This window comes from Gordonia sp. LMA167 (assembly GCF_058130025.1).
This window is the reverse complement of record NZ_CM176708.1, coordinates 6,263,860-6,287,484: the sequence shown is the minus strand read 5'-3', so window position 1 is coordinate 6,287,484 and position 23,625 is coordinate 6,263,860. Positions and strand designations below refer to the sequence as shown.

24 protein-coding genes and 1 pseudogene are annotated in these 23,625 nt (G+C 65.6%); 14 read left to right on the top strand and 11 right to left on the bottom strand.

The window, feature by feature from the left end; genetic code table 11:
* The first annotated feature begins 13 nt into the window (after positions 1-13).
* From ACVT6V_RS28215 to ACVT6V_RS28205, 3 genes are all read left to right on the top strand, one after another.
* Positions 14-1,510 carry a SulP family inorganic anion transporter gene (locus ACVT6V_RS28215; RefSeq protein WP_489897351.1) on the top strand — a complete coding sequence of 499 codons (1,497 nt, stop codon included), beginning with the start codon at positions 14-16 and terminating at the stop codon, positions 1,508-1,510.
* 395 nt (positions 1,511-1,905) lie between these two features.
* Positions 1,906-2,325, top strand: coding sequence for a MerR family transcriptional regulator (locus tag ACVT6V_RS28210; RefSeq protein WP_489897350.1), 420 nt, complete (start codon positions 1,906-1,908; stop codon positions 2,323-2,325).
* A gap of 93 nt (positions 2,326-2,418) precedes the next feature.
* A complete protein-coding gene (locus ACVT6V_RS28205) occupies positions 2,419-4,017 on the top strand; it encodes an acyl-CoA synthetase (RefSeq protein WP_489897349.1) in 1,599 nt (532 codons plus the stop codon).
* A 37-nt stretch (positions 4,018-4,054) separates the two neighbouring features.
* Here ACVT6V_RS28205 and ACVT6V_RS28200 read toward each other — a convergent pair whose 3' ends face one another.
* From ACVT6V_RS28200 to ACVT6V_RS28190, 3 genes are read right to left on the bottom strand one after another with little or no spacing between them, the layout of a single operon-like run.
* The gene (locus ACVT6V_RS28200) at positions 4,055-5,602 is read right to left on the bottom strand and encodes a PucR family transcriptional regulator (RefSeq protein ID WP_489897348.1); all 1,548 of its coding nucleotides are present in this window, start codon (positions 5,600-5,602) and stop codon (positions 4,055-4,057) included.
* Positions 5,603-5,639: 37 nt separating this feature from the next.
* Entirely contained in the window at positions 5,640-6,146 is a 507-nt protein-coding gene (locus ACVT6V_RS28195; RefSeq protein ID WP_489897347.1) for a nucleoside deaminase, read from the bottom strand.
* Between the two features lie 41 nt (positions 6,147-6,187).
* Positions 6,188-7,609, bottom strand: coding sequence for a nucleobase:cation symporter-2 family protein (locus tag ACVT6V_RS28190; RefSeq protein WP_489897346.1), 1,422 nt, complete (start codon positions 7,607-7,609; stop codon positions 6,188-6,190).
* 399 nt (positions 7,610-8,008) lie between these two features.
* Here ACVT6V_RS28190 and ACVT6V_RS28185 point away from each other — a divergent pair, with 399 nt between their 5' ends.
* Positions 8,009-8,149, top strand: coding sequence for a hypothetical protein (locus ACVT6V_RS28185; protein WP_489897345.1), 141 nt, complete (start codon positions 8,009-8,011; stop codon positions 8,147-8,149).
* A 260-nt stretch (positions 8,150-8,409) separates the two neighbouring features.
* Entirely contained in the window at positions 8,410-10,407 is a 1,998-nt protein-coding gene (locus ACVT6V_RS28180; protein ID WP_489897344.1) for a TPR repeat domain-containing protein, read from the top strand.
* Positions 10,408-10,454: 47 nt separating this feature from the next.
* On the opposite strand, the pseudogene ACVT6V_RS28175 reads toward ACVT6V_RS28180, so the two are convergent.
* Positions 10,455-10,661 (bottom strand): annotated as a pseudogene (locus tag ACVT6V_RS28175) (ATP-binding protein); the annotation flags it as partial.
* A gap of 76 nt (positions 10,662-10,737) precedes the next feature.
* Between ACVT6V_RS28175 and ACVT6V_RS28170 the strand changes: the two are divergent.
* From ACVT6V_RS28170 to ACVT6V_RS28160, 3 genes are read left to right on the top strand one after another with little or no spacing between them, the layout of a single operon-like run.
* The gene (locus ACVT6V_RS28170) at positions 10,738-11,805 is read left to right on the top strand and encodes a tyrosine-type recombinase/integrase (RefSeq protein WP_489895637.1); all 1,068 of its coding nucleotides are present in this window, start codon (positions 10,738-10,740) and stop codon (positions 11,803-11,805) included.
* Positions 11,802-12,113 carry a helix-turn-helix domain-containing protein gene (locus tag ACVT6V_RS28165; protein WP_489895640.1) on the top strand — a complete coding sequence of 104 codons (312 nt, stop codon included), beginning with the start codon at positions 11,802-11,804 and terminating at the stop codon, positions 12,111-12,113. The genes ACVT6V_RS28170 and ACVT6V_RS28165 overlap by 4 nt, the downstream gene beginning before the upstream one ends.
* A 22-nt stretch (positions 12,114-12,135) precedes the next feature.
* Positions 12,136-13,761: a tyrosine-type recombinase/integrase gene (locus tag ACVT6V_RS28160; protein WP_489897343.1), complete on the top strand. Its 1,626-nt coding sequence runs from the start codon at positions 12,136-12,138 to the stop codon at positions 13,759-13,761.
* Here ACVT6V_RS28160 and ACVT6V_RS28155 read toward each other — a convergent pair.
* From ACVT6V_RS28155 to ACVT6V_RS28145, 3 genes are all read right to left on the bottom strand, one after another.
* A complete protein-coding gene (locus tag ACVT6V_RS28155; RefSeq protein WP_489897342.1) occupies positions 13,713-14,486 on the bottom strand; it encodes an ATP-binding protein in 774 nt (257 codons plus the stop codon). The genes ACVT6V_RS28160 and ACVT6V_RS28155 overlap by 49 nt on opposite strands.
* Complete coding sequence (gene istA / locus ACVT6V_RS28150) at positions 14,483-16,000, bottom strand: IS21 family transposase (RefSeq protein WP_489897341.1); 1,518 nt, start codon at positions 15,998-16,000, stop codon at positions 14,483-14,485. The genes ACVT6V_RS28155 and istA overlap by 4 nt, the downstream gene beginning before the upstream one ends.
* Positions 16,001-16,159: 159 nt before the next feature.
* A complete protein-coding gene (locus ACVT6V_RS28145) occupies positions 16,160-16,318 on the bottom strand; it encodes a hypothetical protein (RefSeq protein ID WP_489897340.1) in 159 nt (52 codons plus the stop codon).
* On the opposite strand from ACVT6V_RS28145, the gene ACVT6V_RS28140 reads away from it, so the two are divergent.
* On the top strand, positions 16,317-16,721 hold the full coding sequence (locus ACVT6V_RS28140; RefSeq protein WP_489897339.1) for a hypothetical protein: 405 nt from the start codon (positions 16,317-16,319) through the stop codon (positions 16,719-16,721). The two genes, ACVT6V_RS28145 and ACVT6V_RS28140, sit on opposite strands and share 2 nt — an antisense overlap.
* 264 nt (positions 16,722-16,985) lie before the next feature.
* Entirely contained in the window at positions 16,986-17,360 is a 375-nt protein-coding gene (locus ACVT6V_RS28135) for a hypothetical protein (RefSeq protein ID WP_489897338.1), read from the top strand.
* Positions 17,361-17,370: 10 nt separating this feature from the next.
* On the opposite strand, the gene ACVT6V_RS28130 is transcribed toward ACVT6V_RS28135, so the two are convergent.
* The 4 genes from ACVT6V_RS28130 to echA20 are packed head-to-tail and all read right to left on the bottom strand — an operon-like array spanning position 17,371 to position 20,979.
* Positions 17,371-18,513: an NAD(P)H-dependent flavin oxidoreductase gene (locus ACVT6V_RS28130; protein WP_489897337.1), complete on the bottom strand. Its 1,143-nt coding sequence runs from the start codon at positions 18,511-18,513 to the stop codon at positions 17,371-17,373.
* The gene (locus ACVT6V_RS28125; RefSeq protein ID WP_489897336.1) at positions 18,510-19,295 is read right to left on the bottom strand and encodes a CoA-transferase subunit beta; all 786 of its coding nucleotides are present in this window, start codon (positions 19,293-19,295) and stop codon (positions 18,510-18,512) included. The genes ACVT6V_RS28130 and ACVT6V_RS28125 overlap by 4 nt, the downstream gene beginning before the upstream one ends.
* Positions 19,292-20,191, bottom strand: a complete 900-nt coding sequence (locus ACVT6V_RS28120; protein WP_489897335.1) for a CoA transferase subunit A — start codon at positions 20,189-20,191, stop codon at positions 19,292-19,294. Before ACVT6V_RS28120 ends, ACVT6V_RS28125 begins: the two co-directional genes overlap by 4 nt.
* Entirely contained in the window at positions 20,191-20,979 is a 789-nt protein-coding gene (gene echA20, locus ACVT6V_RS28115) for a (7aS)-7a-methyl-1,5-dioxo-2,3,5,6,7,7a-hexahydro-1H-indene-carboxyl-CoA hydrolase (RefSeq protein WP_489897334.1), read from the bottom strand. Before echA20 ends, ACVT6V_RS28120 begins: the two co-directional genes overlap by 1 nt.
* Positions 20,980-21,044: 65 nt before the next feature.
* Between echA20 and ACVT6V_RS28110 the strand changes: the two genes are divergently transcribed.
* From ACVT6V_RS28110 to ACVT6V_RS28095, 4 genes are all read left to right on the top strand, one after another.
* Positions 21,045-21,836, top strand: a complete 792-nt coding sequence (locus ACVT6V_RS28110) for an SDR family oxidoreductase (RefSeq protein ID WP_489897333.1) — start codon at positions 21,045-21,047, stop codon at positions 21,834-21,836.
* Between the two features lie 48 nt (positions 21,837-21,884).
* Positions 21,885-22,781: an SDR family oxidoreductase gene (locus ACVT6V_RS28105; RefSeq protein WP_489897332.1), complete on the top strand. Its 897-nt coding sequence runs from the start codon at positions 21,885-21,887 to the stop codon at positions 22,779-22,781.
* Positions 22,782-22,783: 2 nt separating this feature from the next.
* Positions 22,784-23,167 (top strand): DUF8021 domain-containing protein, encoded by a 384-nt coding sequence (locus tag ACVT6V_RS28100; protein ID WP_489897331.1) that lies wholly within the window; start codon positions 22,784-22,786, stop codon positions 23,165-23,167.
* Positions 23,168-23,240: 73 nt separating this feature from the next.
* Positions 23,241-23,624, top strand: coding sequence for a DUF5313 domain-containing protein (locus ACVT6V_RS28095; RefSeq protein ID WP_489901051.1), 384 nt, complete (start codon positions 23,241-23,243; stop codon positions 23,622-23,624).
* The last annotated feature ends 1 nt before the right edge of the window (position 23,625 follow it).

The following is a 23,625-nucleotide window of genomic DNA, read 5'->3' as shown; positions in this document are numbered from 1 at the left end:
CCGAAGGAGCTTGATGACCACGACTGCCGTATCCCCGCAGCAGGAGCAGTCGGTACTCGCGGCGTTCCGATCGCCCCGCAGGCTGCGCACCGAAGTGCTCGCCGGTCTCGTGGTCGCACTCGCGTTGATCCCGGAGGCGATCTCGTTCTCGATCATCGCCGGCGTGGACCCGCGGGTCGGGCTGTTCGCGTCGTTCACGATGGCCGTCACGATCGCGATCGTCGGTGGTCGGCCGGCGATGATCTCGGCGGCGACCGGCGCGGTGGCGCTGGTGGTGGCGCCGCTGGTGAAAAGCCATGGCCTGGACTATCTGATCGCCGCTGTCATCCTTGCCGGTGTCATCCAGATGATTCTCGGCGGTATCGGGGTGGCGAAGCTGATGCGCTTCGTGCCGCGCAGCGTGATGGTCGGCTTCGTCAACGCCCTGGCGATCTTGATCTTCTCCGCTCAGCTTCCGCACCTGATCGGGGTGCCGTGGCTGGTGTACCCGATGGTCGCGGTGGGCCTCGCGATCATCGTCGCGCTGCCCAAGATCACCTCCGTCATCCCGGCACCGCTGGTGGCGATCGTGCTGCTGACGGCGGTCACGGTGGCGTGTGGGTTCTCGCTGCCGAATGTCGGCGACGAGGGCAAACTGCCCGACAGCCTGCCGTCGCTGCTGATCCCCGACGTCCCGTTCACCTGGCACACCTTCACGATCATCGCGCCGTATGCCTTCACGATGGCGCTCGTCGGCCTGCTCGAATCGCTGATGACCGCCAAGTTCGTCGACGACATCACCGACACCCACTCGAACAAGTCCCGCGAGGCCGTCGGCCAGGGCGTGGCCAACATCGTGACCGGCTTCTTCGGCGGCATGGGCGGCTGCGCGATGATCGGGCAGACGATGATCAACGTGAAGGTCTCCGGCGCGCGGACCCGCATCTCCACGTTCCTGGCCGGTGTCTTCCTGCTGATCCTGGTGGTGGGGTTGGGCGACATCGTCGCGCTGATCCCCATGGCGGCACTGGTGGCGGTGATGATCATGGTCTCGGTCGGCACCATGGACTGGCACAGCATCAACCCGAAGACGTTGCGGCGCATGCCCAAGAGCGAGACCACCGTCATGCTCGCGACCGTCGTCGTCACCGTCGCCACCAACAACCTCGCCTACGGTGTCATCGTCGGCGTGATCACCGCGATGGTGCTCTTCGCGCGCCGTGTCGCGCACATGACCGAGGTCGTGCAGATCGCTCATCCGGATGAGGACACCACCGTTTACGCGGTTCGTGGCGAGCTCTTCTTCGCGTCCAGCAACGACCTGATCTACCAGTTCGACTATGTCGGCGACCCGGTCAACGTCATCATCGACATGAGCGAGTCCCACGTGTGGGACGCCTCCAGCGTGGCCACCTTGGACGCCATCACCACGAAATACGAGGCCAAGGGCAAGAACGTCACCATCACCGGACTCAACGACAACAGTGCCGAACGTCATGAGCGGCTCAGCGGGCATCTGGCCGGGCACTGAGGGGCGATTGTGACCCAGCTTCGGTCCCTGAGGAGCCTCCGAGCGTGCCGCCCTCGGTCCCTGAGGAGCCTCCGAGCGTGCCGCCCTCGGTCCCTGAGGAGCCTCCGAGCTTGCGACCCCCGGTCCCTGAGGAGCCTCCGAGCTTGCGAGGATGCGTCACGAAGGGCCCTTCGTGACGCTCGCCAGCTCGCTCCTCAGGGATCGATGGGGAGCGCTCGCCAGCTCGCTCCTCAGGGATCGGGTGGTGACGCTCGCCAGCTCGCTCCTCAGGGATCGGGTGGTGACGCTCGCCAGCTCGCTCCTCAGGGATCGGGTGGTGACGCTCGCCAGCTCGCTCCTCAGGGACCGAGACCGTTGTGCCCCAACAACATCCGACAACGACAAAGAAGCAACTCGTGACGACCGACAACAACGCTGACGCCGAACATCTCCAGATCGGCGAGGTCGCCGCCGAAACCGAGCTGTCGATCAAGACGATCCGCCACTACGACGAAGTCGGCCTCGTCGTGCCGTCGGCGCGATCCGCCGGCGGATTCCGGCTCTACACCCGCAGCGACATCGACCGCCTGCTGACCATCCGCCGGATGAAGCCGCTCGGCTTCACCCTCGACGACATGCGCCAACTCCTCGCCGCGCAGGACATCCTCGCCGATCAGGACAGCGCTGCGGACGAGGTGCGGGCCGCGCGCGCGACGTTGGGGGAGTTCCACACGCGCGCCGAGCAGGCCTGCGTCAAACTGGCCCGCCAACTCGATTACGCCCGCGAGCTCACCGGCCAACTCGCCGAGCATGCGGAGGCCGGCCACCTGGGCTGACCCGAGTCCGCCGGGTTCCGTCGTTCGCTGTGAGGTGGAACACGTATCGTTCATCGGTACATACCGGACGGTGTACGTGGCGAAGGGCAGGACATGGCAGGGCAGTTCTCGGATCACACGACTGCGGCGATCGACACCGCACGGCAGCACACCCTGGGTGACCTGCTGCGACGAACCGCGCTGCGGGTGCCGAACAAGGTGGCGATCATCAACGGCGATCGGACACTGACTTTCGCCGAGTTCGACGATGCGGTGAACCGCTGTGCCAACGCGCTGACGGACCGTGGCCTGGTGAAGGGGGACCGGCTGGCGCTGGTGAGCCACAACAGCTGGCAGTTCGCGGTCCTGCACTATGCGACCGCCCGGCTCGGTGTGGTCCTCGTGCCGGTGAACTTCGGCTTGGGGTCCGAGGAGATCGCGTTCATCCTCGAGCATTCGGGTGCCGGTGCGGTGGTGGCCGAGGATGCGCTGGTGCCGACGGTCGCCAAGGCGATGGAGCTGTCGGGCCTCACCGACGTCGCCCGTGGGTTCATCGCGATGGGCGGCCCGGCCGCCGAAAGTGGCTGGGAGACCGTCGACGACTGGATGCTCACCGGAGACGTCACGTCGCCGAATGCGATCGTCGCCGACGACGACCCGCTGCGCCTGATGTACACCTCGGGCACCGAATCTCGTCCGAAGGGTGTGCTGCTGTCGTCGAAATCGCTGATCACCCAGTATGTCTCGTGCATCATCGACGGTGGGATGAGCGGAGACGACGTGGAGGTCCACTCGCTGCCGCTGTTCCACTGCGCGCAACTGGACTGCTTTCTGTCGGTCGACGTCTATCTCGGTGCGACCAGCATCATCCTGCCCGGCCCCGACCCGGCGGCGATCCTCGCGACCATTGAATCGCAGCGGGTGACCAAGCTGTTCTGCCCACCGACGGTGTGGATCTCCTTGCTGCGGCACCCGGATTTCGACCGCCGCGATCTGTCGTCGTTGCGCAAGGGCTACTACGGCGCCTCACCGATGCCGGTCGAGGTGCTGCGGGAGATGTCGCGGCGTCTGCCCGACGTCTCGTTGTGGAACTTCTATGGGCAGACCGAGATGTCGCCGCTCGCAACGATCCTGCTGCCCCACGAACAGATCGAGCGTGCGGGGTCGGCCGGCCGGGCCGCACTCAACGTCGAGACGCGAGTCGTCGACGACGAGGACAACCCGGTCCCGACCGGCGAGGTGGGCGAGATCGTGCACCGCAGCCCACACACTTGTCTCGGCTACTACAACGACGAGGACAAGACCGCGGCCGCATTCCGCAACGGCTGGTTCCACTCCGGCGACCTCGGCATCATCGACGCCGACGGCTACCTGTCGGTGGTCGACCGCAAGAAGGACATGATCAAGACCGGCGGGGAGAACGTCGCCTCACGCGAGGTCGAGGAGGCCATCTACCTGCTCGACGGTGTCGCCGAGGTCGCGGTGTTCGGTGTGCCGCACCCGAAGTGGATCGAAGCGGTGACTGCCGTCGTGGTACCGAAGCCTGATACGGCGCTCACCGAGGAACAGGTCTCCGAGCATGTTGCCGGGGTGCTGGCCGCCTACAAGCGCCCGAAGTATGTCGTCATCGCCGATGCGCTGCCGAAGAACCCGAGCGGCAAGATCCTGAAGAAGGATCTGCGGGTCCGGCACGCGGAGATCGCTCAAGCCTGAGGGACCTGACAGGCGGTCGGCGCTTGGTCGTCAGCGCTCAGTCGTCGGCGGCATCCGTGATCTGCAGTGCGAGGTAGCAGTCCACGCGATCGGGAAGCGCGGCGAGATTTCGGCCGAGCAGCGATTCGATTCTGCCGATTCGGTAATGCAGTGTGCTGACGTGGATGTGCAACTCGTCGGCGGCCCGCTGCCAGGAGCCGTTGTGTCGGAGAAAGGCCTCGAGCGTGCGGAGATGTTCGGCGCTCGACGGGTCGTCGAGTACCCCGCCGAGCACTCGAGTACGGAACGCGGCCCTGCGCTGTGCCGGCACTTGCGCCAACAGCCCTGCGTAGGTGTCGATGTCGCGAGCGGTGGCGACCGCGAAGTCGCCGCCCTGGGCGGCGGCGAGGCGTCGCGCCTCCCGCGCTGCCTCCAGGGCAGACCGTACGGAGCCTTCGATCGCGGCGACACCCGCTCTGATGGTCGACCCCGCCAGCGCCGCAGTGAGTCTGCGGGCACGATCCTCCAGTTTCTCGGCGAATTGGACGACCTCGCCCTCCCAAGGGAGGAACACCGTCATCGACCGTTCCGGTTCCTGTTGGCTCAGTACCAGCGCGGCTTCGGGGGTGCCGATCGTGGTGACGACGAGATCGGCTGCGATGGTCCCGTCCCGATGTGCGTCGGCGGCCGTCAGCGAGACCACCACCGTTGGTTGTCGGACATCGATTCCCGCCTGCCGCAGACGCTCCCGGACCCGACCGTCCGATGTCGAGTCGTCGGCGAGCATCCGCGCCCACACCTGCTGGGCGGCCTGGCCCTGCCAGAACCGTTCGGCGTCGGCGAGCATGGACAGCGACAGCAGTTCGGTTGTCTCGTCGATGATGCGCCGCTGGCGCGCCTTCCAGTCGTCGATGTCACCGTCCACCACGAGATAACCGGCGCGCGCGGTTCGGCGACCCACCGCGGAGATCGTGGCGGTACGGTCCGTCAACGTGACGACCAGCGGAAGGCGAACGGCGGCAAGGGTCTTTCGAATGATCGTATCCCGGTCACCGGGCGACAGTGGGCGATGGTCGGAAGAGCTGGCGATGACACGGCCCACCGCACTCATGGCGCAGGCCTGGAGCCCGCTCTGTCGAGCCGTCACGGTCAACAGTTCCGCAGAACTGTGGCCGGTCACGAGGGCCGTGATCAGCTGTCGGTATTCACCGGCCGTCGCGGTGGCCTCGTTGTGTCGATCGGCGGAGATTCGTTGGGTCACCTCTTGCGACAGTGCGTTGTACGAGACCTCGGCGGGTGCGAACAGTAGTGGGAGGCCCCCGCTTCGCGCGATCTCGATGATCGGCTCGGGCACCTTCCCGTGCAGGATGTCGCCGACGACGAGTGCCGCTGCGGCACGATCGACGAGGGCCCCGACGAACCGTCGGCAGCTGTCGACGGTCCCGTCGTACCAGCCCTCAGAGGTCAACACGAGCTCGCCGCCGTAGATGAACGGGCGTGGATCCGGGAGATCCGTCGTGTACACCCAACGCAGAACGCGATCGAACCCCGGGTCGTCCACTGCGAGGGGACGGAGCCCGAGGTCGATCAGGTCCGCTACGCGCATGCTGCGCGGAAGGGGGTCATCGAATCACGTCCTTCGGTCACCGCCAGAACCCGATGTGTGCCTCGGCGGCCTCGTCCTCCAATATCGGACCACACACCTCGATCTGTCGCTGCCCCCGGGCGAACACCTCACGGCACGGCAGCGCGAATGTCGGGTTCTCGGGGTTGTCCCCGGTGAGCTCGAGCAGACGGGTCTCGCTGAGCGCGTACACGACTCGCCCGACCCCGGTCCAGTACACCGCGCCGGCGCACATCGCACACGGCTCGGCGCTGGTGTAAAGGGTTGCGGCGGCGAGCTGCTCGGGCGCGATCTTGCGGGCCGCCTCGGCGACGGCGCACAGTTCCGCATGCTGGGTCGGGTCGCCGGTCGGCGGCCGGGAGTTGTTCATCGCCGTCGCGATGCGCTGCCCCGTGCCGTCGACGACCAGTGCGGCAAACGGGTGGCGGCCGTCGGCGCGCGCCTCGGCTGCCAGGGCGATGGCCGCGCGCAGGTGATCGAGGTCGGCAGGGGTCATGATCGTAGTTTCTGCGACAGGTGCGGACATGGTGTCTCCTCGAGAGTTGATGGTGATGGGGGAGTGGCCGCTCAGCGGGCCACTTCGAGATCGTCGGTTGCGTTGTGCGGTGTCGTGTTCGGCGTGCCGCTGACGGGGTGCGACGGTGCGTCCCCGCGCAGGTTGCAGACGAGGTTCAGCACGACCGCGGCCGCTGTGCCCAATAGGATTCCCGACGACAGGATCATGCCGAGCGGACCGTCGAAGCGCTCGAACAGCGTGGGCGCCGCCATCGGCAGCACACCGACACTGATCGCCACCGCGACGACGAGAGCGTTGTTGGTTCCCTCGAAGCGCACTCGGGCGAGCTCCTGGACACCGGCGGCCGTGGTCATGCCGAACATGACGATCGCGGCGCCGCCGAGAACCGATGGCGGGATGGCGGCCACGATCGCACCGAGCTTCGGCAGGAGACCCATGAGCACCATCAGGATGCCGCCGGTTGCGACGACGAACCGGCTGCGGACCCCGGTCATCGCGATCAGACCCGAGTTCTGGCTGAACGCGTTGAGTGGGAAACCGTGGAAGATGCCGCCGATCGCGGTCGAGAGTCCGTCGCCGCGGAATGCGCCGGCGAGTCGGGGTGGGGTCACCTCGGTCTCGGCCATCCGGCCGATCGCCAGCATGTTGCCGGTGGTTTCCGCAACGATGACCAACATCGAGAGCGTCATCACCAGGACGGGGACCACAGCGAACTTCGGTGCGCCGAGTTCGAAGGGGTTCGACAGACCCACCCACGACGCGGAACCGACCTCACCGAAGTCGGTCATGCCGAAGGCGAGCGCGACGACCGTGCCCACCAACAGGGTGACCAGGATCGACAGGTTTCGCCAGACACCCCGGGTGAGGGCGTAGAGACCGACAATCAGTACGACGGTCGCAGCGCCGAGGGCCAGGTTGGCGGCCGAACCGAAGTCGGGACTGTCCTGACCTCCACCGAACCAGCCGGCTGCGGCGGGCATGAGTGAGATGCCGACGATGGTGATCACACTGCCGATGACCACCGGTGGGAACAGTCGGAGCACCTGCCCGAGGAGCGGTGCCGCCACGAGGGTGATCAGACCCGCGGCGACAACCGAGCCGAACACATACTGCAGGCCGTAGTCCTGCCCGATCAGCAGCGACGGAGCCAATCCGATGAAGGACGCGCCCTGTACGAGCGGGAAGCGGGCCCCGAATCGCCAGATGCCGAGGGTCTGGATGAGAGTGCCGACGCCGCCGATGATCAGGTTGATGTTCAGCAGGGTGATCGTCTGCGATGCGGACAAGCCCATGGTTTGGGCGAAGATGAGTGGCACCGCGACCACACCGGCGTACATCACCAGGACGTGTTGGAAGCCGAGCGAGACCGACCGGCCGAAGCCGACCCGCTCGTCGACGGGGGCGGGCATATGAGGCGCGACTTCGGCGTCCCCGGCTGGGGAGCGTTTGTCGCGCGTGAGGCCAATGGACATCGGCGAGACCTTCCTGAAGCGATGAGTCGGGGCACGCGGTGTGCCGTGATCTCGACGCTATTGCTATGAACCAGCAAAGGTCATCGCAGTAATTGGTGATACTCCGGCCTGTTCTTCCCATGATCATAGGAGTCATTCATCTGGCCGACGTTGACGGCGTCCGATTCGGGGCTTTTGCTAGGTTGGATTCGCACACAGTGCTGCACATCGGGGGGTGACATGGCAGCAGAGGTGACGCCGGACGACCTTTGTAGCGCGTCGGGATCGCTGTACGGGTTTTCGCGGGCAGTGACCGAAGCGCAAGCCACGCCATCGCCGGACGGCGCAGCTGAGGCGATGCCCGGCTCGCCGGTCGCAAGCGCAGCGTCAGGGCTGGGACTGTGCATCGAGAAAGCCGTCATGACCGTGTCTGGTCACATACAGCAGACCGGCAACCTACTCGGTGCCGCAGCGAACACCTACACGGGCACGGACGAGGCGGCGGCGCGATCGATCGCGAACTCCGGAGCGCTGAACCAGCCACCGTCAGAGGCGAAATAGTGGCCGACACACCACCTCGTGCGTTGGTCGCGAGCTGGCATCCTGAGCGATTGGCGGGAATCGGCGCCGGCCTCCAGGCGCCCGCCGACGCCATCTCGAATAACGGACGCTCGATGGCGAACACGATCCGGGATCTCGATTGGTCGGGTGATGGACGCCGAGGCGCGATGGCACATGCGGACTCCGAGACGGCCGCATTCGGTCGATTGTCCACAGCGATCGGGAAACTGCGGACCGCGCTCACCGCTGGCGCCGCCGCGATGGCGCCGCACCGCGACAATCTGGTTCAGGGAGCACAAGCGCTCGAAGGTGACAGCTATGTCGTCGCCGACGACTGGAAGGTCACCGACGACGTCAACTATGGTTTTGCCCGACTGCTCGCCGGGGAGGACCCAGAGGCCCTTGCCGAGATCGAGGCGATACGACGGCAACGTGAGCAGCATGCCATCAACGAAACGATCAGATTGACCGACCTGGCGCGGCAACTCGGTGTCGACGCGGAGAACTGTGCCAACACCATTCGCGAGGCCAAGGGTGACATCGATGCCTTCGCCCCGATGACCGCGGGTTTGACCACTCAGAACGGCCAGGCTGACGCGGAAGCCTTGAGGCACGGTAAGCTCACCCCGGCTCAGCTGGCCCGGATCGCGGCTGCCAATAACCTTACGCCCGAGCAACTTTCGGCGATGAAGGCGGGGCTCCCAGCGTCGATACCCGACGGAGAATTCGACTACCTCAAGTCGCTGATGCAAGGACTCGACGGCTACCCCGCTGAAGACCTGGACCAGATCGGTGACAACCTCTCTCCGCAGCAGCAGGACTTGCTCCGGGGGTCGTTGGCCGATTCAGTGCGCCTCATGGGTTCACCCAACTACATGCGGGCCGAAGGCGGACAGCACGGTGGAATCGAGATGCTCCCGACCGACGTTCGGAGTCTGTTGACGTCGAATCCGATCAGTCAGGTCGCGGGTTCTCGCAACGCAATTCCGCGAGCAGCAGACCTCGAGGACTTCGCCGGATTCATGAGCCACGGTGAGCCCGGAGCCAAAGACGTGGGCAGCGACGTCAACCGAGACTGCATTCGTCTGGCCGCCGAGATTGCTCAGCACGACAACGCTGACGGCGCCGACTGGGCCGCCGGGCAAGAACCGGATCGGGTTGCGTCGGCGTTGCTCGGCGCCGCCGCGCAGGATCATCCGGCGGTGGCGGATGCGTTGGGGGACGGCAGGTATGCGCAAGCTGCGATGAACAATGCGGACGGTCTTGGTGGCGCGAATTGGAAGCGCGACGAGATGGTTGCCGCCCTGATGGGAAATGACTGGGGAGGGCACGATGATGGCATGAAAGCGGTGATCGACGGAATCAATGACAACGCTGTGGCACCTGACGAGCACATGGCGACGATGTCCGGCGAGTCAGCCGAAGGGATCGCGAAGTACCTTGGCGCGCACCCTTTCGGGCTGAACGAGAATCTAACCCAGTCAACAGCAGCGGTCCTTGGCAACTACGTACCCCACATGGGTGGCGTCGACTATAGCCACCTCGATACGCGAGGATTCAACTCGCTGAGCGTCGAGGAGTTTCGCAATGTTTTCGCCGCGATGGACCAGTACGAGAGTTCTGCAGTCCCGTTCAACGAAGCCGCCTATGCGTCGGTCTCGCAGCTCTACGGGATGGCTGCGACACACCCGGACGACATATTCGCCTACGCATCCGCGGCGGGCCGCATCGACGCCGCTGCGCAAAACGGCATGAATCACTACCTGGAGTACGGCATGGGCGATGAGGCGCAACGCGCGGCGCAGAGGACTGCTGTGTTCACCTCGGTCAGCGAGGGCGCGGGTTTCGCAGTGAAACAGATCCCTGTGGTCGGAGATTTCGCCGGGCTGGCAATGGATTCCAGTATGCCTCTACTGGCCCGCGAGCTGTTCGGGAGCGTGCCGGAGCTAGGCGATCCCACTGCACCGATTCGGGACAAGGGTGGTTTCGCCTGGCAGTACTACCAGCTGCTTCAGGGGTCCGACACTACTCCAGGGTTCGACTCGACCGATCCGCATCTGCAGACCTACATCACAACGGAACCGCTCGATGGGCACGAACTTGGTCCGCGCCTGATGACGTATGACGAGATCGGCAGAGTGAAGTCGGATCCGGTAACCGCGTACGACCAGTTCGGGCAGGCAATGGAGCACTACTTCGAGAAGAAGGGCTACGACCTCGGAGAACTCAATCGAGGCTGGTGTCAACGGCCAGTTTGATGTCCCCGCTGGTGGCCAGGTAAAAGTCCCCGCCCTGTGAGGTTGGTTTAGTGGTGGGGCGCCTCCGTTCGGTGGGTCATGCGGTAGGAATCGCCGTCGGTGATGACGGTGGTGGCGTGGTGCAGTAGCCGGTCGAGGATGCTGGCGGCGGTGGTGTGTTCGGGCAGGAACCGGCCCCACTGATATGGGGCTGGCACTTGTTCGTCTCGGGGGAAATGTGCTGCTAGCTGGGCTTTAGGGCGCTCTGCGTGTCCTCCCTGTTTTCAAGGTGGGATCGAGATATGTTAGGTGCTACCTGAACCAGTTAAGTGGGAAGAAGGTGTGCCGGCGATGGAGGGTCTGCGGGTGATTTCCGGTGGCGCCGTCCCGGTCGAGCCGGTCGTGGCCGATCCTGCTGTGTTTCAACAACAATGCGTGGATGCGTTTGTGGCGTCGTGGCGGGCGCGGGGGTTCAGTCCGGTGACGATCGACAATGATGTCGGGTTGTTGGAGCGGACGTTGTCGGCGTTGGGGTGTCCGGCGTGGGAGGTCACCAGCGAGGACGTCGATCGTGTGGTTGGGGAGTTGGCGGTGGCGGGTCTCTCGGCGGCGACGCGGCGTGAGTACGTGCAGATCTTCAAGGGGTTCCATCGGTTCTTGCAGACCCGGAAGGCGGCCGAGATCGAGGCGGCGTTCGGGGTGCGGTTGGTGTGTCCGATCGACGAGTTCAACGCGTCGCGGCATGTGGGGGACGATTCGCCGGCGGTCGCGCCGCCGCCGAGTCCGGAACGGGTGGGTGAGTTCTTCGAGTTCTTGAAGTCCAGGATCGCCACGGCCCGCAAGTATGCGCCGGCGGCGCGGGACTACGCGATGTTCCGGACGCTGTATCACGCGGGTCTACGGTCGGAGGAGGCGTCGTTACTGGAGGTCGCCGATGTCCATTTCGGGCGGGGACCGTTCGGCAAGCTGCATGTGCGGTTCGGGAAGGGGGCGCATATGTCGGGTCCGCGGCCGCGGTGGGTACCGATGCTCGATGGGTTGGACGTGTTGTTGGGCTGGTTTCTGGCCGAGGTGCGGCCCAAGTTTCCCGACTCGGTGGTGCTGTTCGCTGACGAGTCGGGTGGTGCGTTGCATCGTGGCACGATCCGCAACCGGCTGCGGTATCTGATGGAGTTGGAGGGTCGGCCGGCGGTGGAACGGTTCAGCCCGCACGCGCTGCGCCGGGCGTGCGCCACGCACAATTACGAGCGTGGCGTGGATTTGGTTGCAATACAACAGCTTCTGGGTCACTGGACGGTCGGCTCGACGATGCGGTATGTGCGTCCGTCGGCGACGTTCATCGAGGACGCCTACCGGCGTGCGGTCACCTCGACGTTGGCCGAGCTCGGCGCGGAGGACGCGGAGGACGCAACGGTATGAGGATCCGGTGGCGGTTGCGGATGGCGGCGGCCCAGCGTGAGGTGTGGACCGCGACCGAGTTGCGGCGGTTGCTTGCGGAGCGAGCGGGGATGCAGATGTCGGCGGCGTCGGTGTCGGCGCTGTTCACCAAGGAACCCAGCCAGGTCAAGTTGTCGACGCTGATCGCGCTGTGCACCGCACTGCAGTGCACCCCCGATGACCTGTTCGAGATCGACACCGCGCCGGTCGAGCAGCCCGCTGAGGCGGCCCGACCGGTCAGCTCCGAGCCGGCGGCCACCGTGCGGGGCCGGTCGATGCCGCCGATGTGAGCACACGACCTGGAGCGCGGGAATGGGTAAGCGGCAACGTGATTGCGTCGAGTGTGGCGCCCCGGTCGGATACCGCGACCGCGAGCACTGCTGCCGCTGTATCCGCCGGATACGCGCGCAGCAGGCGAAGGAGCGATGCCCGGGCTGCGCCCGTGACCGGGTGCTGTTCGCGGCGACCGGCCGCTGCGCGGTGTGCTCGCGCCGCTGCGCTGCCTGCGGCAACCCGACCCGATTTCGTGACGAGCCGTTGTGTCGAGGGTGCCGCAGACGCGCCGAGCGCGCCGCCGCGAAGTCGCTGTGCCCGCGTTGCGGCAAGCCCGGCTATCTGCGGGATTCGACCGGGTGGTGCGGGCTGTGCTCACGTCCGGGCCCGGCCAAGGACCCGCCCCGGATCTGTGTGTCCTGCGGCCAGCTCCGTCGCCACGTCGGACATGGCCTGTGTTCTCGTTGCTGGCAGCGCAACCCGGACCGGCCGTTCGTGCGGGGCGAGACCCTCGCCGCCCGGCTCGCCGAGCCGCCGGACTGGCTCGAGGACTTCGTCGCGTATCTGGCCGCCCGGCATTGCCCGGCTCGCGCAAGCGGACTGATCACCACGCTGGCTCGGCTACTCGACGACGACCACCCCAACCATCCGCAGCGTGTGCTCGAGCGGGCCCGCCGGCCCGGCCGGTCGATGGGAACGCTGGCCCGCGCGCTGGAGACGTTCTTCACTGACCGCGGCCTGGCGATGGCCACCGACCAGCCCGAGCGACTCGCCGCCGACCGCCGGCAGAAACGGATCGATGCCGTACCACCCGGGATGCGTTGTGCAGCTGCAGATTTTGCCGAGTCGATGCTCCGTGCCCGCGAACGTGCGCGGCGGGCACATACCCGGCCCCGCGCCGACCGCACCATCGAGACGGCGTTGGCGATCGTCCGAGATCTCGCGGTCTTCCTCGATTCCCAACGCGGCAAACAGGATTGGGCTCTCGTCGAGGTTGCCGACATCGAAGCGTTTCTCGCCGCCTCACCGAACAACCAAGCACGCCGGCTGACGGTTCTACGCCAATTCTTCCGCTTCGCCCACACCAGCCACGTGCTACTCATCGACCCCACCAGCGGCCTATCCGCGAAACGCTACCGAGCGTTTCGCGGCCCCACCCTGACGATCGACCACCAGCGGGACCTGTTTCGGCGCTGGAGCACCGATACCGACACCCACCCCCATGAGGCCCTGATGGGGCTACTGGCCCTGTTGCACGGCGCATCCAACCGCGAAGTACGCACACTGCAGATCGATCACATCGACGACGGTGCTCGATCGATCCGGCTCGGGCAGCGACCACACCCGGTACCACTGGACCCGGTCAGCTGGGCCGCTCTGCAACGCTGCCTGGCCCACCGCGACCGACTGCACACCGACAACCCGCACTTGCTCGTCACCCGCGGCACCAAGGCCGACCGACGACCCGCCTCCGAGGCCTACCTGACCCATTTGCTCGACCCGTGCGACGTGTCGCCCAAGCTGCTGCGCACCACCCGCCTGGCCGATCTGGTCAACACCCTCGACCCGAAACTCGTCGCCGCGGCCTTCGGCATGCGACCCGAAGGCGCGCTGATCTACCTCAACGACCACGTCGACCCAGACCGACTACCGCAGCACACCTGACGATCCACACCCGAACCCGTGCAGTTTCGGTGCCAGTGCGCACACGTTCGCGCGAACAAGTGCGCTTTCTCGAACGGCCAGTGGCTGGCGATGGCCAGCGAGCGGCGTTCGTAGGCGCCGGCGACGAGCCGGAACAACAGCTGGGTTCCGGTGTCGTCGAGCGGAGCGAACCCCATCTCGTCCACAATGAGGAGGTCCTGGCGCAGCAGGGTCTCGATCATCTTGCCGACGGTGTTATCGGCCATCCCGCGGTAAAGCGTCTCGACCAGATCGACCGCGGTGAAGTAGCGGACCTTGTGCCCGGCGTGTACCGCGGCGATTCCGAGCCCGATCAGGGTGTGGGATTTCCCGGTCCCAGCGGGCCCGACGATCGCCAGATTATGTTGGGCGCGTATCCATTCCAACGATTCCAGGTAGGCGAAGGTGTTGGCCGGAATCGAGGAGGCAGCCACATCGAAACTCTCTAACGTCTTGGTGACCGGGAACCCGGCGGCTTTCAGCCGGTTACGGATGTTGGAGGCATCGCGGGCGACGATCTCGGCCTCGACCAGGGTGCGGATGAGTTCCTCTGGGGTCCAGCGTTGAGTTTTCGCAGTCAGCAGCACCTCGGGTGCCATACGGCGGATCGCGGCCAGTTTCAACCTGCGCAACGCCATGTCCAGATCTGCTGCAAGCGGTGGTATCTCGACAGGGGCAACAGCTTTCGTCGATTCCTCGGTACTCATGACACCACCTCGTCGGTGCCCGTGATCTTGTAGCGCCCCAGATCCCGCGTGGGGGCCTGCGGCAGTTCGGCGACCAACGCGTCGCCGGCCGGGCGGGGATTGGGTGTACCGGCCCCGGCGGCCAGGATCGACCGCACGTCGGCGGCTTTGAACCGCCGAAACGCTACCGCGCGGGTCAGTGCCGCGGTGAACTGCTCGCCACCGTGGGCGGTCCGCATCGCCAACAGTTCGTCGATCTCACCGCCGAGTCGGGTGTTACCGGCTGCCGCCGCACCCACCAGGAACTGCTCAGCGATCTCACCTATCGCGCAAAACTGTTTCTCCGTAACAGTTTTCGGTCGTGGCGACCGGCTGGGAGGTTTGCGCGCCCCACCGTAGTGGGCATCGTCGAGTACCACCTCACCGGGAGTCCCCAGCTGGTGATCTGCCACCACCTCACCGGCGGCATCGACGATCAGCAACCGGCCCGCCTCCTGCACCAGCCCTACGGTGGTGCCGACCAGCCGGGTCGGCACCGAGTATCGCACCGAGGCGTACCGGATACACGAGAGCTTGTCGACCTTACGGGTGACCGGTGGCGGGCCCACCTCGGCGCGCAGAGATGGCAACGGCGCCAACACTTCCCGCTCCACCAACAGTTGTTCGGCAGGAACGATGCAGGTGTCGGTGTGGCGGCGGGTGTTGACCTCCACGCACCAGTCCACGGCTGCGCGGTTGGCCTCACCCACGTCGAGGGCGATGTCGTCGCGGCCCGCGGCGATCTTCGCTTCGGTCCACAACGGCTCGGCCAGATCCGATTGCACATAGCCGCACAGGTTTTCCACGATCCCCTTGGACTCAGGGTCCTCGCCGTGGCAGAAATCGGGGGCGAACCCGTAATGGGTGGCGAACCGAATGTAGGTCGGGGTCGGCACGACCACGTTGGCGACCACCCCACCCTTGAGGCACGCCATCCGATCCGCAAGCACCCGCTGGGGTACCCCACCGATCCCATCGAGTGCTTGAGCGATGAAACCCAAAGTGGTGGTGACTGTTTCGTCAGTAGCGAACCGAACGAACCGCCAGCGGGAGAACGCCAGCACCGCGCAGAACACGTGCAGCCCACCCACGGTGGCCCAATCGATCACCAGATACTCGCCCGGGGTCCACACCGCCGGCCGGCGACCCCAATACTGGCTACGCCGCCACTGGGCCTTCGATCGCGACACCAGACGCCGGAAGTTGCGGTCCGAGCCGGTATACCCGGCCGCCCGCGCGATCGGCAGCAACCGTTTCGCAGTGGTCTTGCCGTGCGACTTCCTGACCCGCTCAGCGACCAGATCGGCCACCGATTCATAATTGCTGACCCGCTGTTTACGTGGCGGCGGCCTCAGGCCGGCCTGACCGGCCTCGAACCGCTCCACCACACGCTTAACGGTCTTGTGAGTGGTACCGCAGATCTCAGCGGTCCCACGATAGCTACCGACATCGCGGTAGGTCGAAATGATGTCCATTTGGTCCCTCGCAGTCTTCAATGGAACTCCCAGGCGGTGATGGTGATCGGTTGGCACCTTCACCGTCACCGTCTGGGCTTCCAATCCAGGTTCGACACGTCGAACACAGGGCGGGGACTTTTATCTGGCCACCACCGGGGACCTCGATCTGGCCACCAGTGGGGACTTTCTCATGGCCATTCACAGGCTGGCAAGCTGGGCGGGATGGCAGATGACGAACGTAGCGACGGCTTGGGTTCTGGCATGCGCGGCGGTCATGATGTGTTGCTCGTGTGGATCCGAGCCGGATGAACCGGCGTCCTCTTCCACAGCATGGGCTGACGAATCGTTGCCGCCCATGGTCTCACCGAATGCGATGTGTGACATTTTGGATGCAGACTATGTGAGTTCGGTGCTTGGCAACCGGACCCCGTTTGAAGCGCGCCCTCGCCAATGGCGCGATCTACCAGCATGTCATTGGTCTGCGGGCGGAAGCATTGAGATGCGGCCGCTGCATGATTCGACGCCGGATGAAGCAAAATCGGTGCTCCGAACATACACAATACCTAGTGGCGGGGGCTGGGTGTACGCGCTGACCGATGGCGGGGACGTCGACCTGGACTGCTCTGCGATCGTGACGTCCTCTTACTTGCCGGACGGCTACGAGCTCCAGCTTGTTGTCGAGGGCGGCGCGAAACCCAGCCTATGCGAATCTGCAACACCCTTGGTGGAGAAGGTCTTACAAAACATCATGTTGAAGTGAAAATTCGGTGAACCTGGAGGATCTGCCGTCACCTGTCGGGGGCATAACCCCCGATCAAGCGCGGCCGCAGCAGTGGGGCAATCTTCCCGGTTCATGCCAGTCATGGCCAGGAGATGCAGTGTCGTTCGGTTGTGACTCCGCAGCTCCTCCCGCCGGTAAATCGGATTGAGGTCAAGGTACGGTCGCGGCGGACGTCGGAAATGTGCGAAGCCGCTACCCCCGTCGAAAAGGCCCTGCAGAACATCGTGTTGAAATGAGTTGTCGATGAGGATTGACGATCTGCCTGCTGAACTCCGAACTGTGCTGCAGGCAAGGGTTCCAGCCGCGCTGCTGGAGAAACGAGCTGCGGCCTACAACGCACGGCAGACAGCTGTCAACGACCCTCCCGGCGCCCCGAAGTCGGTACCTGGTGGCGACGGCTACACCTGGGAAGAGGCACGACGACTACTCGACGACGACGAGGATCGCCAACGCGAGTTTCGCCGCCGCCTTGATCACGCGGTGAGCATGTGGCTCGACGATCACCCGGGTGTCTTGATGTCAGCCGCGGTGTATACCTCGCTGATCGAGAACACCCGGTATTGGATGAAGCTCCAATTGGACTCCTGGAGCACGGCACTGGATCGTCCGGAAGCGTGACAGGCAACCTTCAGCCGAGCGACCCCAGCGCCTTCAACCGGCTATGCGCCTGCGTCATGATCGACTGGATCAACTGATCGCAGCTGGGCAGATCGTCGATCATGCCGACGACCTGACCGGACGCGAGTACACCTGCGCGGGTGTCGCCCTCGACGAGACCGGCACGCAACAGCATCGGCGTGTTGCCCGCCATGATGACCTGCTGCCACGACCGCTCGCCCGAGCGGCGCATGGTGCGACCGTCGCGGAGCATCGTGGTCCACTTCATGCCGGTCATCTGCTTGAACTCGTTGGCGTTCCGGGCCGCGGCGTAGAGTGCCTTGGCTCGACTGCCACTCTCGAGTGCCTCGACGAGCGGGGTTCGCAGCACCCGGTGCGGCATGCCGTCGACCTTCACCGACACGACGGTGTCGCCGAGTCCGCGCTGCAGGTACTCCCGTTTCACCGAATCCGGCACGGCGCTGTCGGAGGTGAGCAGGAAGCGGGTGCCCATCGCGACACCCTCGGCGCCGTAGGAAAGTGCGGCCACCAGGCCACGACCGTCGAAGAATCCGCCCGCCGCGACCACCGGCATGTCGATCCCTTTCGCCGACAGAGCATCCAGCACCGACGGAAGCAGCAGGGTGGTGGCCACCGGTCCCGTGTGGCCCCCGCCCTCGCCGCCCTGCACGATCACCGCATCGGCACCCCAGGACGCCACCTTCACCGCATGCTTGGCCGCCCCGATCGACGGGATCACCACCACCCCGTGGTCCTTGAGCTTGGCGATGAGTTCCTGCTTCGGGGCCAGCGCGAACGACGCGACCTTCACACCCTCGCGGATGAGGAGATCGATCCGCTCCGGAGCGTCGGTGGCGTCGGCGCGGATGTTGACGCCGAATGGCTTGTCCGTCAGCGACTTCGTCTTGGCGATCGCCGCCTCGAGTTCGTCGAAGGTCATCGTCGCCGACGCCAGGATGCCGAGGCCACCGGCGTTGGATGTCGCCGAGGTCAACGACGGACCGGACACCCAGCCCATGCCGGTCTGCACGATCGGGTATTCGATGCCGACGAGCTCGGTGAAGCGCGTGGACAATCCGGCGGCCCGGGCTGAGGCGGCACCGGATCCGCCCGCTCGCTCCGCTCCCGGCGCGGCACCGCCTGAGGGAGTCATTTCACTTCTCGATTCCGTACGCCCTTGGGATCGAGCACATCCCGGATGAGCGATAGTTCCTCGGCGGACGGCGTGCGGGTGGTGGGGGCCGCGTCAAGGCCGGCGATCTCGAAACCGGTGTTCTCCGCGACCTCGTCGGCGGTGACGCCGGGATGCAGCGATCGCGCCCGCATGGTGTGGCCGGGTCCATCGAAGTCAAAGACACCCAGATTGCTCACCACCCGCGGGATGTTCAGGAACCGGAACGCCGGGTTCTCCGGATCGACTTTGTCGTAGCCGATTCCGGACACGATGTCGACGGTGTCGGTGAACACGCGTGACGAGTGGCGGGGCACCCAGTAGCTGGTCGGATGGTTGATGGTGTTGCCGGGCGCGCCACGCACCCCGAACATCTGGCGGGTCGGATGCTGAAGCGGTCCGAAGGCTGAGAGGTTCTGGTTGCCGTGGCGGTCGATCTGGTTGGCACCCATCACCACATGCCGTCGCCCCGAGGCGACCACTTCGAACACCTTGCGGAACGGCATCCAGCCCTCGATCGGGCCGGACTTGCCGATGCCCGGGGTGTCGGCGAGGATCAGCGCCTCACCGTCTGTGATCAACAGATCGGGTTCGGTGGTGAGGCGGGCCAGGCGAGCGCCGAGCAGCGGTGTCGGGGCCATCGGCGATGCCATGATCTCGCCTGCGCCGGAGAAGATCTCGGCACATGCGACGACGCAGATCTCGGCGCGGGTGATGGTGGTCTCGACAGGCTCAACCGACGAAGAATTGGTCGTGGTGCTCACTTCTGGTCCTCCTGCTCGCCCTGCCATTCGGTGACGGCACGTTGGTAATCGGTCTCGTCGACGTCGAGGAAGCGCTTCGAGAACGCGGCCCAGGTTTCCGGGTCCTTGGCCGCCTCGACATAGAACTGCTGGAACTTCTCGTCGCGCCCGTAGTCGCCCGCAAAGGTGAAATGGGCGCCATTGGGGGTGTGCACCACCCGGTCCACGTTCATGCGGTTGAGCAGTAGGCGTTGCGTCGGAACGGTTTTGACCAGCACCTCGGTGGACACCAGCTGATCGGTCTCCAGATAGCGCCGTTCGGCCGCGGCGCAGAAGAGGTCATCCATGTAGGGGTCGACGCCGGTATAGGCGGCGTTGCCGCGGCTGTCTGCCAGATCCAGGTGGACGAAGGCCGCGTCGAGGCGTAGCGCGGGCATAGCGATCAACGTCTCTGCCCGGCCGTCGGTTTCAGGGTAGGGCGAGGTGACCGTCTTCAGCTCACCATCCCAGAAGTTGGGCACATCGGAGCCGAGGCCGGCACGAATCGGCAGGAACGGCAATCGGGCGGCGGCGGCCTCGAGGCCACACTTGACCATGCCTTCGTCCATCTCGCGCGCCTCGAGCGAACCCGATGTACGTGCCTTCGCGAACCACGGATCGTAGAACGGTGCGGAGTCCAGGGACACGAATCCGTAGTAGGCGCGGCGGACCTTGCCTGCCGCGCAGAGCAACCCGAGGTCGGGGCCACCATAGGTGACCACCGTGAGGTCCTTCACGTCGGACCGGGCGAGGGCGCGCACCAGCGCCAACGGCTTGCGGCGCGAACCCCAGCCGCCGATGCCGATGGTCATGCCGTCGCGCAGCTCGCCGATGACGTCGTCGAGGGAGCTGGTCTTGTCGGTCGGGGTGGCCGTCATCAGGCGCGTCCTCCAGTGCTGTTGGATCCGGCGGTGTTCAAGGTCTTTCCGGTGCTGACGAACGCATCCCGGTGCTCATCGGCGACGCCGGCGAGATTGAGCTCGAACGTGAAACCCTGTTCGAGTCGATAGCTGCTCTTCACGTCGACCGGATCGATGTGGTTGATGGCCTCTTTCGCGGCGCGGATCACCCGGGTGTCCTTGGCCGCGATCATCTCGGCGACCTCCATCGCCGCGTCGAGCAGACCTGCCCGAGGGACCACACGGTAGACCGATCCGAAGTGTTCGAGCTGCTGAGCGGTGACATTCTGTGCCGTGTAGTACAGCGTGCGCATCATGTGCTGCGGGACCAGACGTGCCAGGTGGGTGGCCGCGCCCAAGGCGCCGCGGTCCACCTCGGGCAGTCCGAAGACCGCATCGTCGGAGGCGACGATGACGTCGGCGTTGCCGACCAGACCGATTCCGCCACCCACGCAGAACCCGTTGACCGCGACGATCACGGGCACCTTGCAGTCATAGACCGCGGAGAACGCCGCAGCGCACCCGCGATTGGCGCCGATCAGGGCATCGAAACCTTCGGTGGCCTGCATTTCCTTGATGTCGACACCGGCATTGAACCCGCGTCCCTCGGCCCGCAGGATGACCACATGGCTGGACATGTCCTCGCCTGCCGCGGTGATCGCATCGGCCAATTCGAACCATGCCGCCGACGGCAGCGCATTCACCGGTGGGTAGTCGACGGTCACCGTCACGATGCCGGTCTCGGTGCGTGTCGTGGTGATCGGCACACCTGCTCCTTTCGGGTCCAGATAGCAACCAAGCAAGTGCTTGGTTGTTTGGTAGGGTAGCACTCATGAAGGCGCAGTCACAGGTCGCAGGTCATGGGGTGGACCTCGGCTTGGAGCAGAAGATCATCCTGGTCACCGGTGGGACGCGGGGCGTCGGCGCGGGTATCACGCGGGTGCTGGCCGAGATGGGTGCGGTGCCGGTGGTGTGCGGCCGGACCCCGGCCACCGATCTCGACGTCGAGTTCCGGGCGTGCGACGTCCGTGATGCCGATGCCGTCGAGGCGCTGATGGCCGAGATCGTCGACAGCCATGGGCGGCTCGATGCCGTGGTGAACAACGCGGGCGGTTCACCGTTCGCGCTCGCGGCGGAGTCCTCGCCGAGGCTTACCTCGAAGATCGTGGAACTGAATCTCCTCGCCCCGTTGACCGTTGCGCGCGCGGCCAACGCCGTGATGCAGCAGCAGGACGGTGGTGGTGCCATCGTGAACGTATCCAGTGTGAGCGGGCATCGGCCGTCGCCGGGAACGTCGGCATACGGTGCGGCGAAAGCGGGCCTCGACAACGCGGTGACGTCGCTGGCCATCGAATGGGCGCCACGGGTCCGGATCAATTCCGTCGTCTGTGGTGCCGTCCTGACCGAACAGGCGCATCTACATCTCGGCGACGATGAAGGGGTCGCCGCGGTCGGAGCCACCATTCCGATGGGACGGCTCGCGGAACCGGCCGATGTCGGTAACGCGGTCGCGTTCCTGCTCAGCCCGCTGGCCGAATACATCACCGGCTCCACACTGACGGTGCATGGTGGTGGGGAACGGCCGGCATTCTTGGCCGCGGCCACCGCTGACAACAAGGTCTGACCGCGTCTACGCGGCATCGCAACAGAAACATGATGAAGGGGAGAAGTCTTGGCTGACAAGCTGAATGAGGGTCGCGTCGCAATCGTGACAGGTGCCGGGCAGGGGATAGGCCGCGCCCACGCGCTGGCGTTTGCCGCCGACGGGGCGAAGGTCGTCGTCAACGACTTCGACACCAACTCGGCGCACGCCGTTGCCGACGAGATCGTCGCATCCGGTGGCGAGGCCATCGCCATCGTCTCCGATGTCGCCGACTGGGCCGGTGGCGCCGCGATGATCGACACCACGGTCAGAGAGTTCGGCGGCCTGGACATCGTCGTCAACAACGCGGGATTCGTCCGCGACCGGATGCTCGTCGCCATGTCCGAAGACGAATGGGATGCGGTGATCCGGGTGCACCTGAAGGGGCATTTCGTCACGCTGCATCATGCGGCCGCCTACTGGCGCGCGCAGTCGAAGGCGGGCAGTCAGCCGACGGCGCGCATCATCAACACGTCGTCGGGGGCCGGCTTGTTCGGGTCGGTCGGGCAGGGCAACTATGTTGCGGCCAAGGCCGGCATCACCGCTCTGACCATTCAAGCCGCGGCCGAACTGGGCAACTACGGCGTGACCGCGAATGCGATCGCACCGTCGGCGCGGACTCAGATGACCATGGGTGCCGGCGACGCGATGGCCGCGCAGATGGCTGCGCCGGCCGATGGTTCGTTCGACGCGATGGACCCGGCGAACATCTCGCCATTGGTGGTCTGGCTCGGGTCGCCGGAGTCGTCGGCGGTCACCGGCCGCGTCTTCGAGGTCGAGGGCGGCAAGGTCACCGTCGTCGACGCATTCCAGCGAAGTGCCGAGCAGGACAAGGGTTCTCGATGGAAGCCGGGTGAGTTGGGGCCGGTGATCGAGGAGATCCTCGCCAAGTCGCCCGTGCCGGTACCCGTCTATGGTGCGCGGTAGCCGTGACACCCGACCTCGACCCGGAACGCGCGGCTCGGCGCGTGGCTGCCGCCCGCGCGTACGTTGACGCCCTGGTCAGTCACGACCCGTCGGCGATCTCGTTTCATCCTGAGTGCACTCGCACCGAATTGGGCATCAAGACCGGGCGCAATGCGGCGCACCTTGCGCGCAGCCTCCGTCGCGGGCCGCAGTACCGGTTGATCCACCGCATCAGTGAGTTCAGTGCCGACGTGGACGGGCACATGGTCTCCACGCGCTATTGGGTTCACGTCCGGCCGAAGGTGCTGGGCCTGGCGGCGCACGTCACCGAGTCCTTCGTGGTGGATGAAGATGACCGTATCCGCAAGATCGTGGCTCGGTTCGGGGTGCCGCGGCGACGCGTCTGAGGCTCGACTTTGTGCATCGAGATTACATACGGCCGATTTGATCGTGTACGATTGATTCGTGCCTGAGCAGTCGATGACCCGTGACCAGTCCCGCCCCAAGGGGCTGCAGTATGTGCGATACGCCTATGGGGCAAAACTGCCGTCGTCGATGACCGAATGGGTGGCCAACGATCTCGCCGGCCCCGGCGCGACGCGCCGAATGGTGCTCCGGTGGTTGGTGCCGTGCCTGATCCTGGTGCTGCCCTTCATGTTGGTGCCTGCGCCCTGGGATGTGCGGATCACCATGGCCCTCCCGATTCCGATCGCCTACGTCTTCTTCTCGTTCGCCCTGAACCGCGTTTACCGGCGTCACCGGCTGAGCCAACACGGTCTCGACCCCGACCTGATCGACAAGCGCGAACGTGAACGCAACGCGGATCTGTACGACGAGTACCACCGCAAGTACCGCGGGAGATGAG

What these genes read in the sequence shown, in the direction of transcription:
- ACVT6V_RS28135 (WP_489897338.1), top strand. Translation starts at nt 16,986, where the DNA reads ATGAGGATTGACGATCTGCCTGCTGAACTCCGAACTGTGCTGCAGGCA.
- ACVT6V_RS28180 (WP_489897344.1), top strand. Translation starts at nt 8,410, where the DNA reads ATGGCGCCGCACCGCGACAATCTGGTTCAGGGAGCACAAGCGCTCGAA.
- ACVT6V_RS28165 (WP_489895640.1), top strand. Translation starts at nt 11,802, where the DNA reads ATGAGGATCCGGTGGCGGTTGCGGATGGCGGCGGCCCAGCGTGAGGTG.
- ACVT6V_RS28170 (WP_489895637.1), top strand. Translation starts at nt 10,738, where the DNA reads ATGGAGGGTCTGCGGGTGATTTCCGGTGGCGCCGTCCCGGTCGAGCCG.
- ACVT6V_RS28185 (WP_489897345.1), top strand. Translation starts at nt 8,009, where the DNA reads ATGACCGTGTCTGGTCACATACAGCAGACCGGCAACCTACTCGGTGCC.
- ACVT6V_RS28215 (WP_489897351.1), top strand. Translation starts at nt 14, where the DNA reads ATGACCACGACTGCCGTATCCCCGCAGCAGGAGCAGTCGGTACTCGCG.
- ACVT6V_RS28130 (WP_489897337.1), bottom strand. Translation starts at nt 18,513, where the DNA reads ATGACTCCCTCAGGCGGTGCCGCGCCGGGAGCGGAGCGAGCGGGCGGA.
- ACVT6V_RS28160 (WP_489897343.1), top strand. Translation starts at nt 12,136, where the DNA reads ATGGGTAAGCGGCAACGTGATTGCGTCGAGTGTGGCGCCCCGGTCGGA.
- ACVT6V_RS28110 (WP_489897333.1), top strand. Translation starts at nt 21,045, where the DNA reads ATGAAGGCGCAGTCACAGGTCGCAGGTCATGGGGTGGACCTCGGCTTG.
- ACVT6V_RS28200 (WP_489897348.1), bottom strand. Translation starts at nt 5,602, where the DNA reads ATGCGCGTAGCGGACCTGATCGACCTCGGGCTCCGTCCCCTCGCAGTG.
- ACVT6V_RS28095 (WP_489901051.1), top strand. Translation starts at nt 23,241, where the DNA reads ATGACCCGTGACCAGTCCCGCCCCAAGGGGCTGCAGTATGTGCGATAC.
- ACVT6V_RS28140 (WP_489897339.1), top strand. Translation starts at nt 16,317, where the DNA reads ATGGTCTCACCGAATGCGATGTGTGACATTTTGGATGCAGACTATGTG.
- ACVT6V_RS28190 (WP_489897346.1), bottom strand. Translation starts at nt 7,609, where the DNA reads ATGTCCATTGGCCTCACGCGCGACAAACGCTCCCCAGCCGGGGACGCC.
- ACVT6V_RS28155 (WP_489897342.1), bottom strand. Translation starts at nt 14,486, where the DNA reads ATGAGTACCGAGGAATCGACGAAAGCTGTTGCCCCTGTCGAGATACCA.
- ACVT6V_RS28195 (WP_489897347.1), bottom strand. Translation starts at nt 6,146, where the DNA reads ATGTCCGCACCTGTCGCAGAAACTACGATCATGACCCCTGCCGACCTC.
- ACVT6V_RS28120 (WP_489897335.1), bottom strand. Translation starts at nt 20,191, where the DNA reads ATGACGGCCACCCCGACCGACAAGACCAGCTCCCTCGACGACGTCATC.
- ACVT6V_RS28145 (WP_489897340.1), bottom strand. Translation starts at nt 16,318, where the DNA reads ATGGGCGGCAACGATTCGTCAGCCCATGCTGTGGAAGAGGACGCCGGT.
- ACVT6V_RS28205 (WP_489897349.1), top strand. Translation starts at nt 2,419, where the DNA reads ATGGCAGGGCAGTTCTCGGATCACACGACTGCGGCGATCGACACCGCA.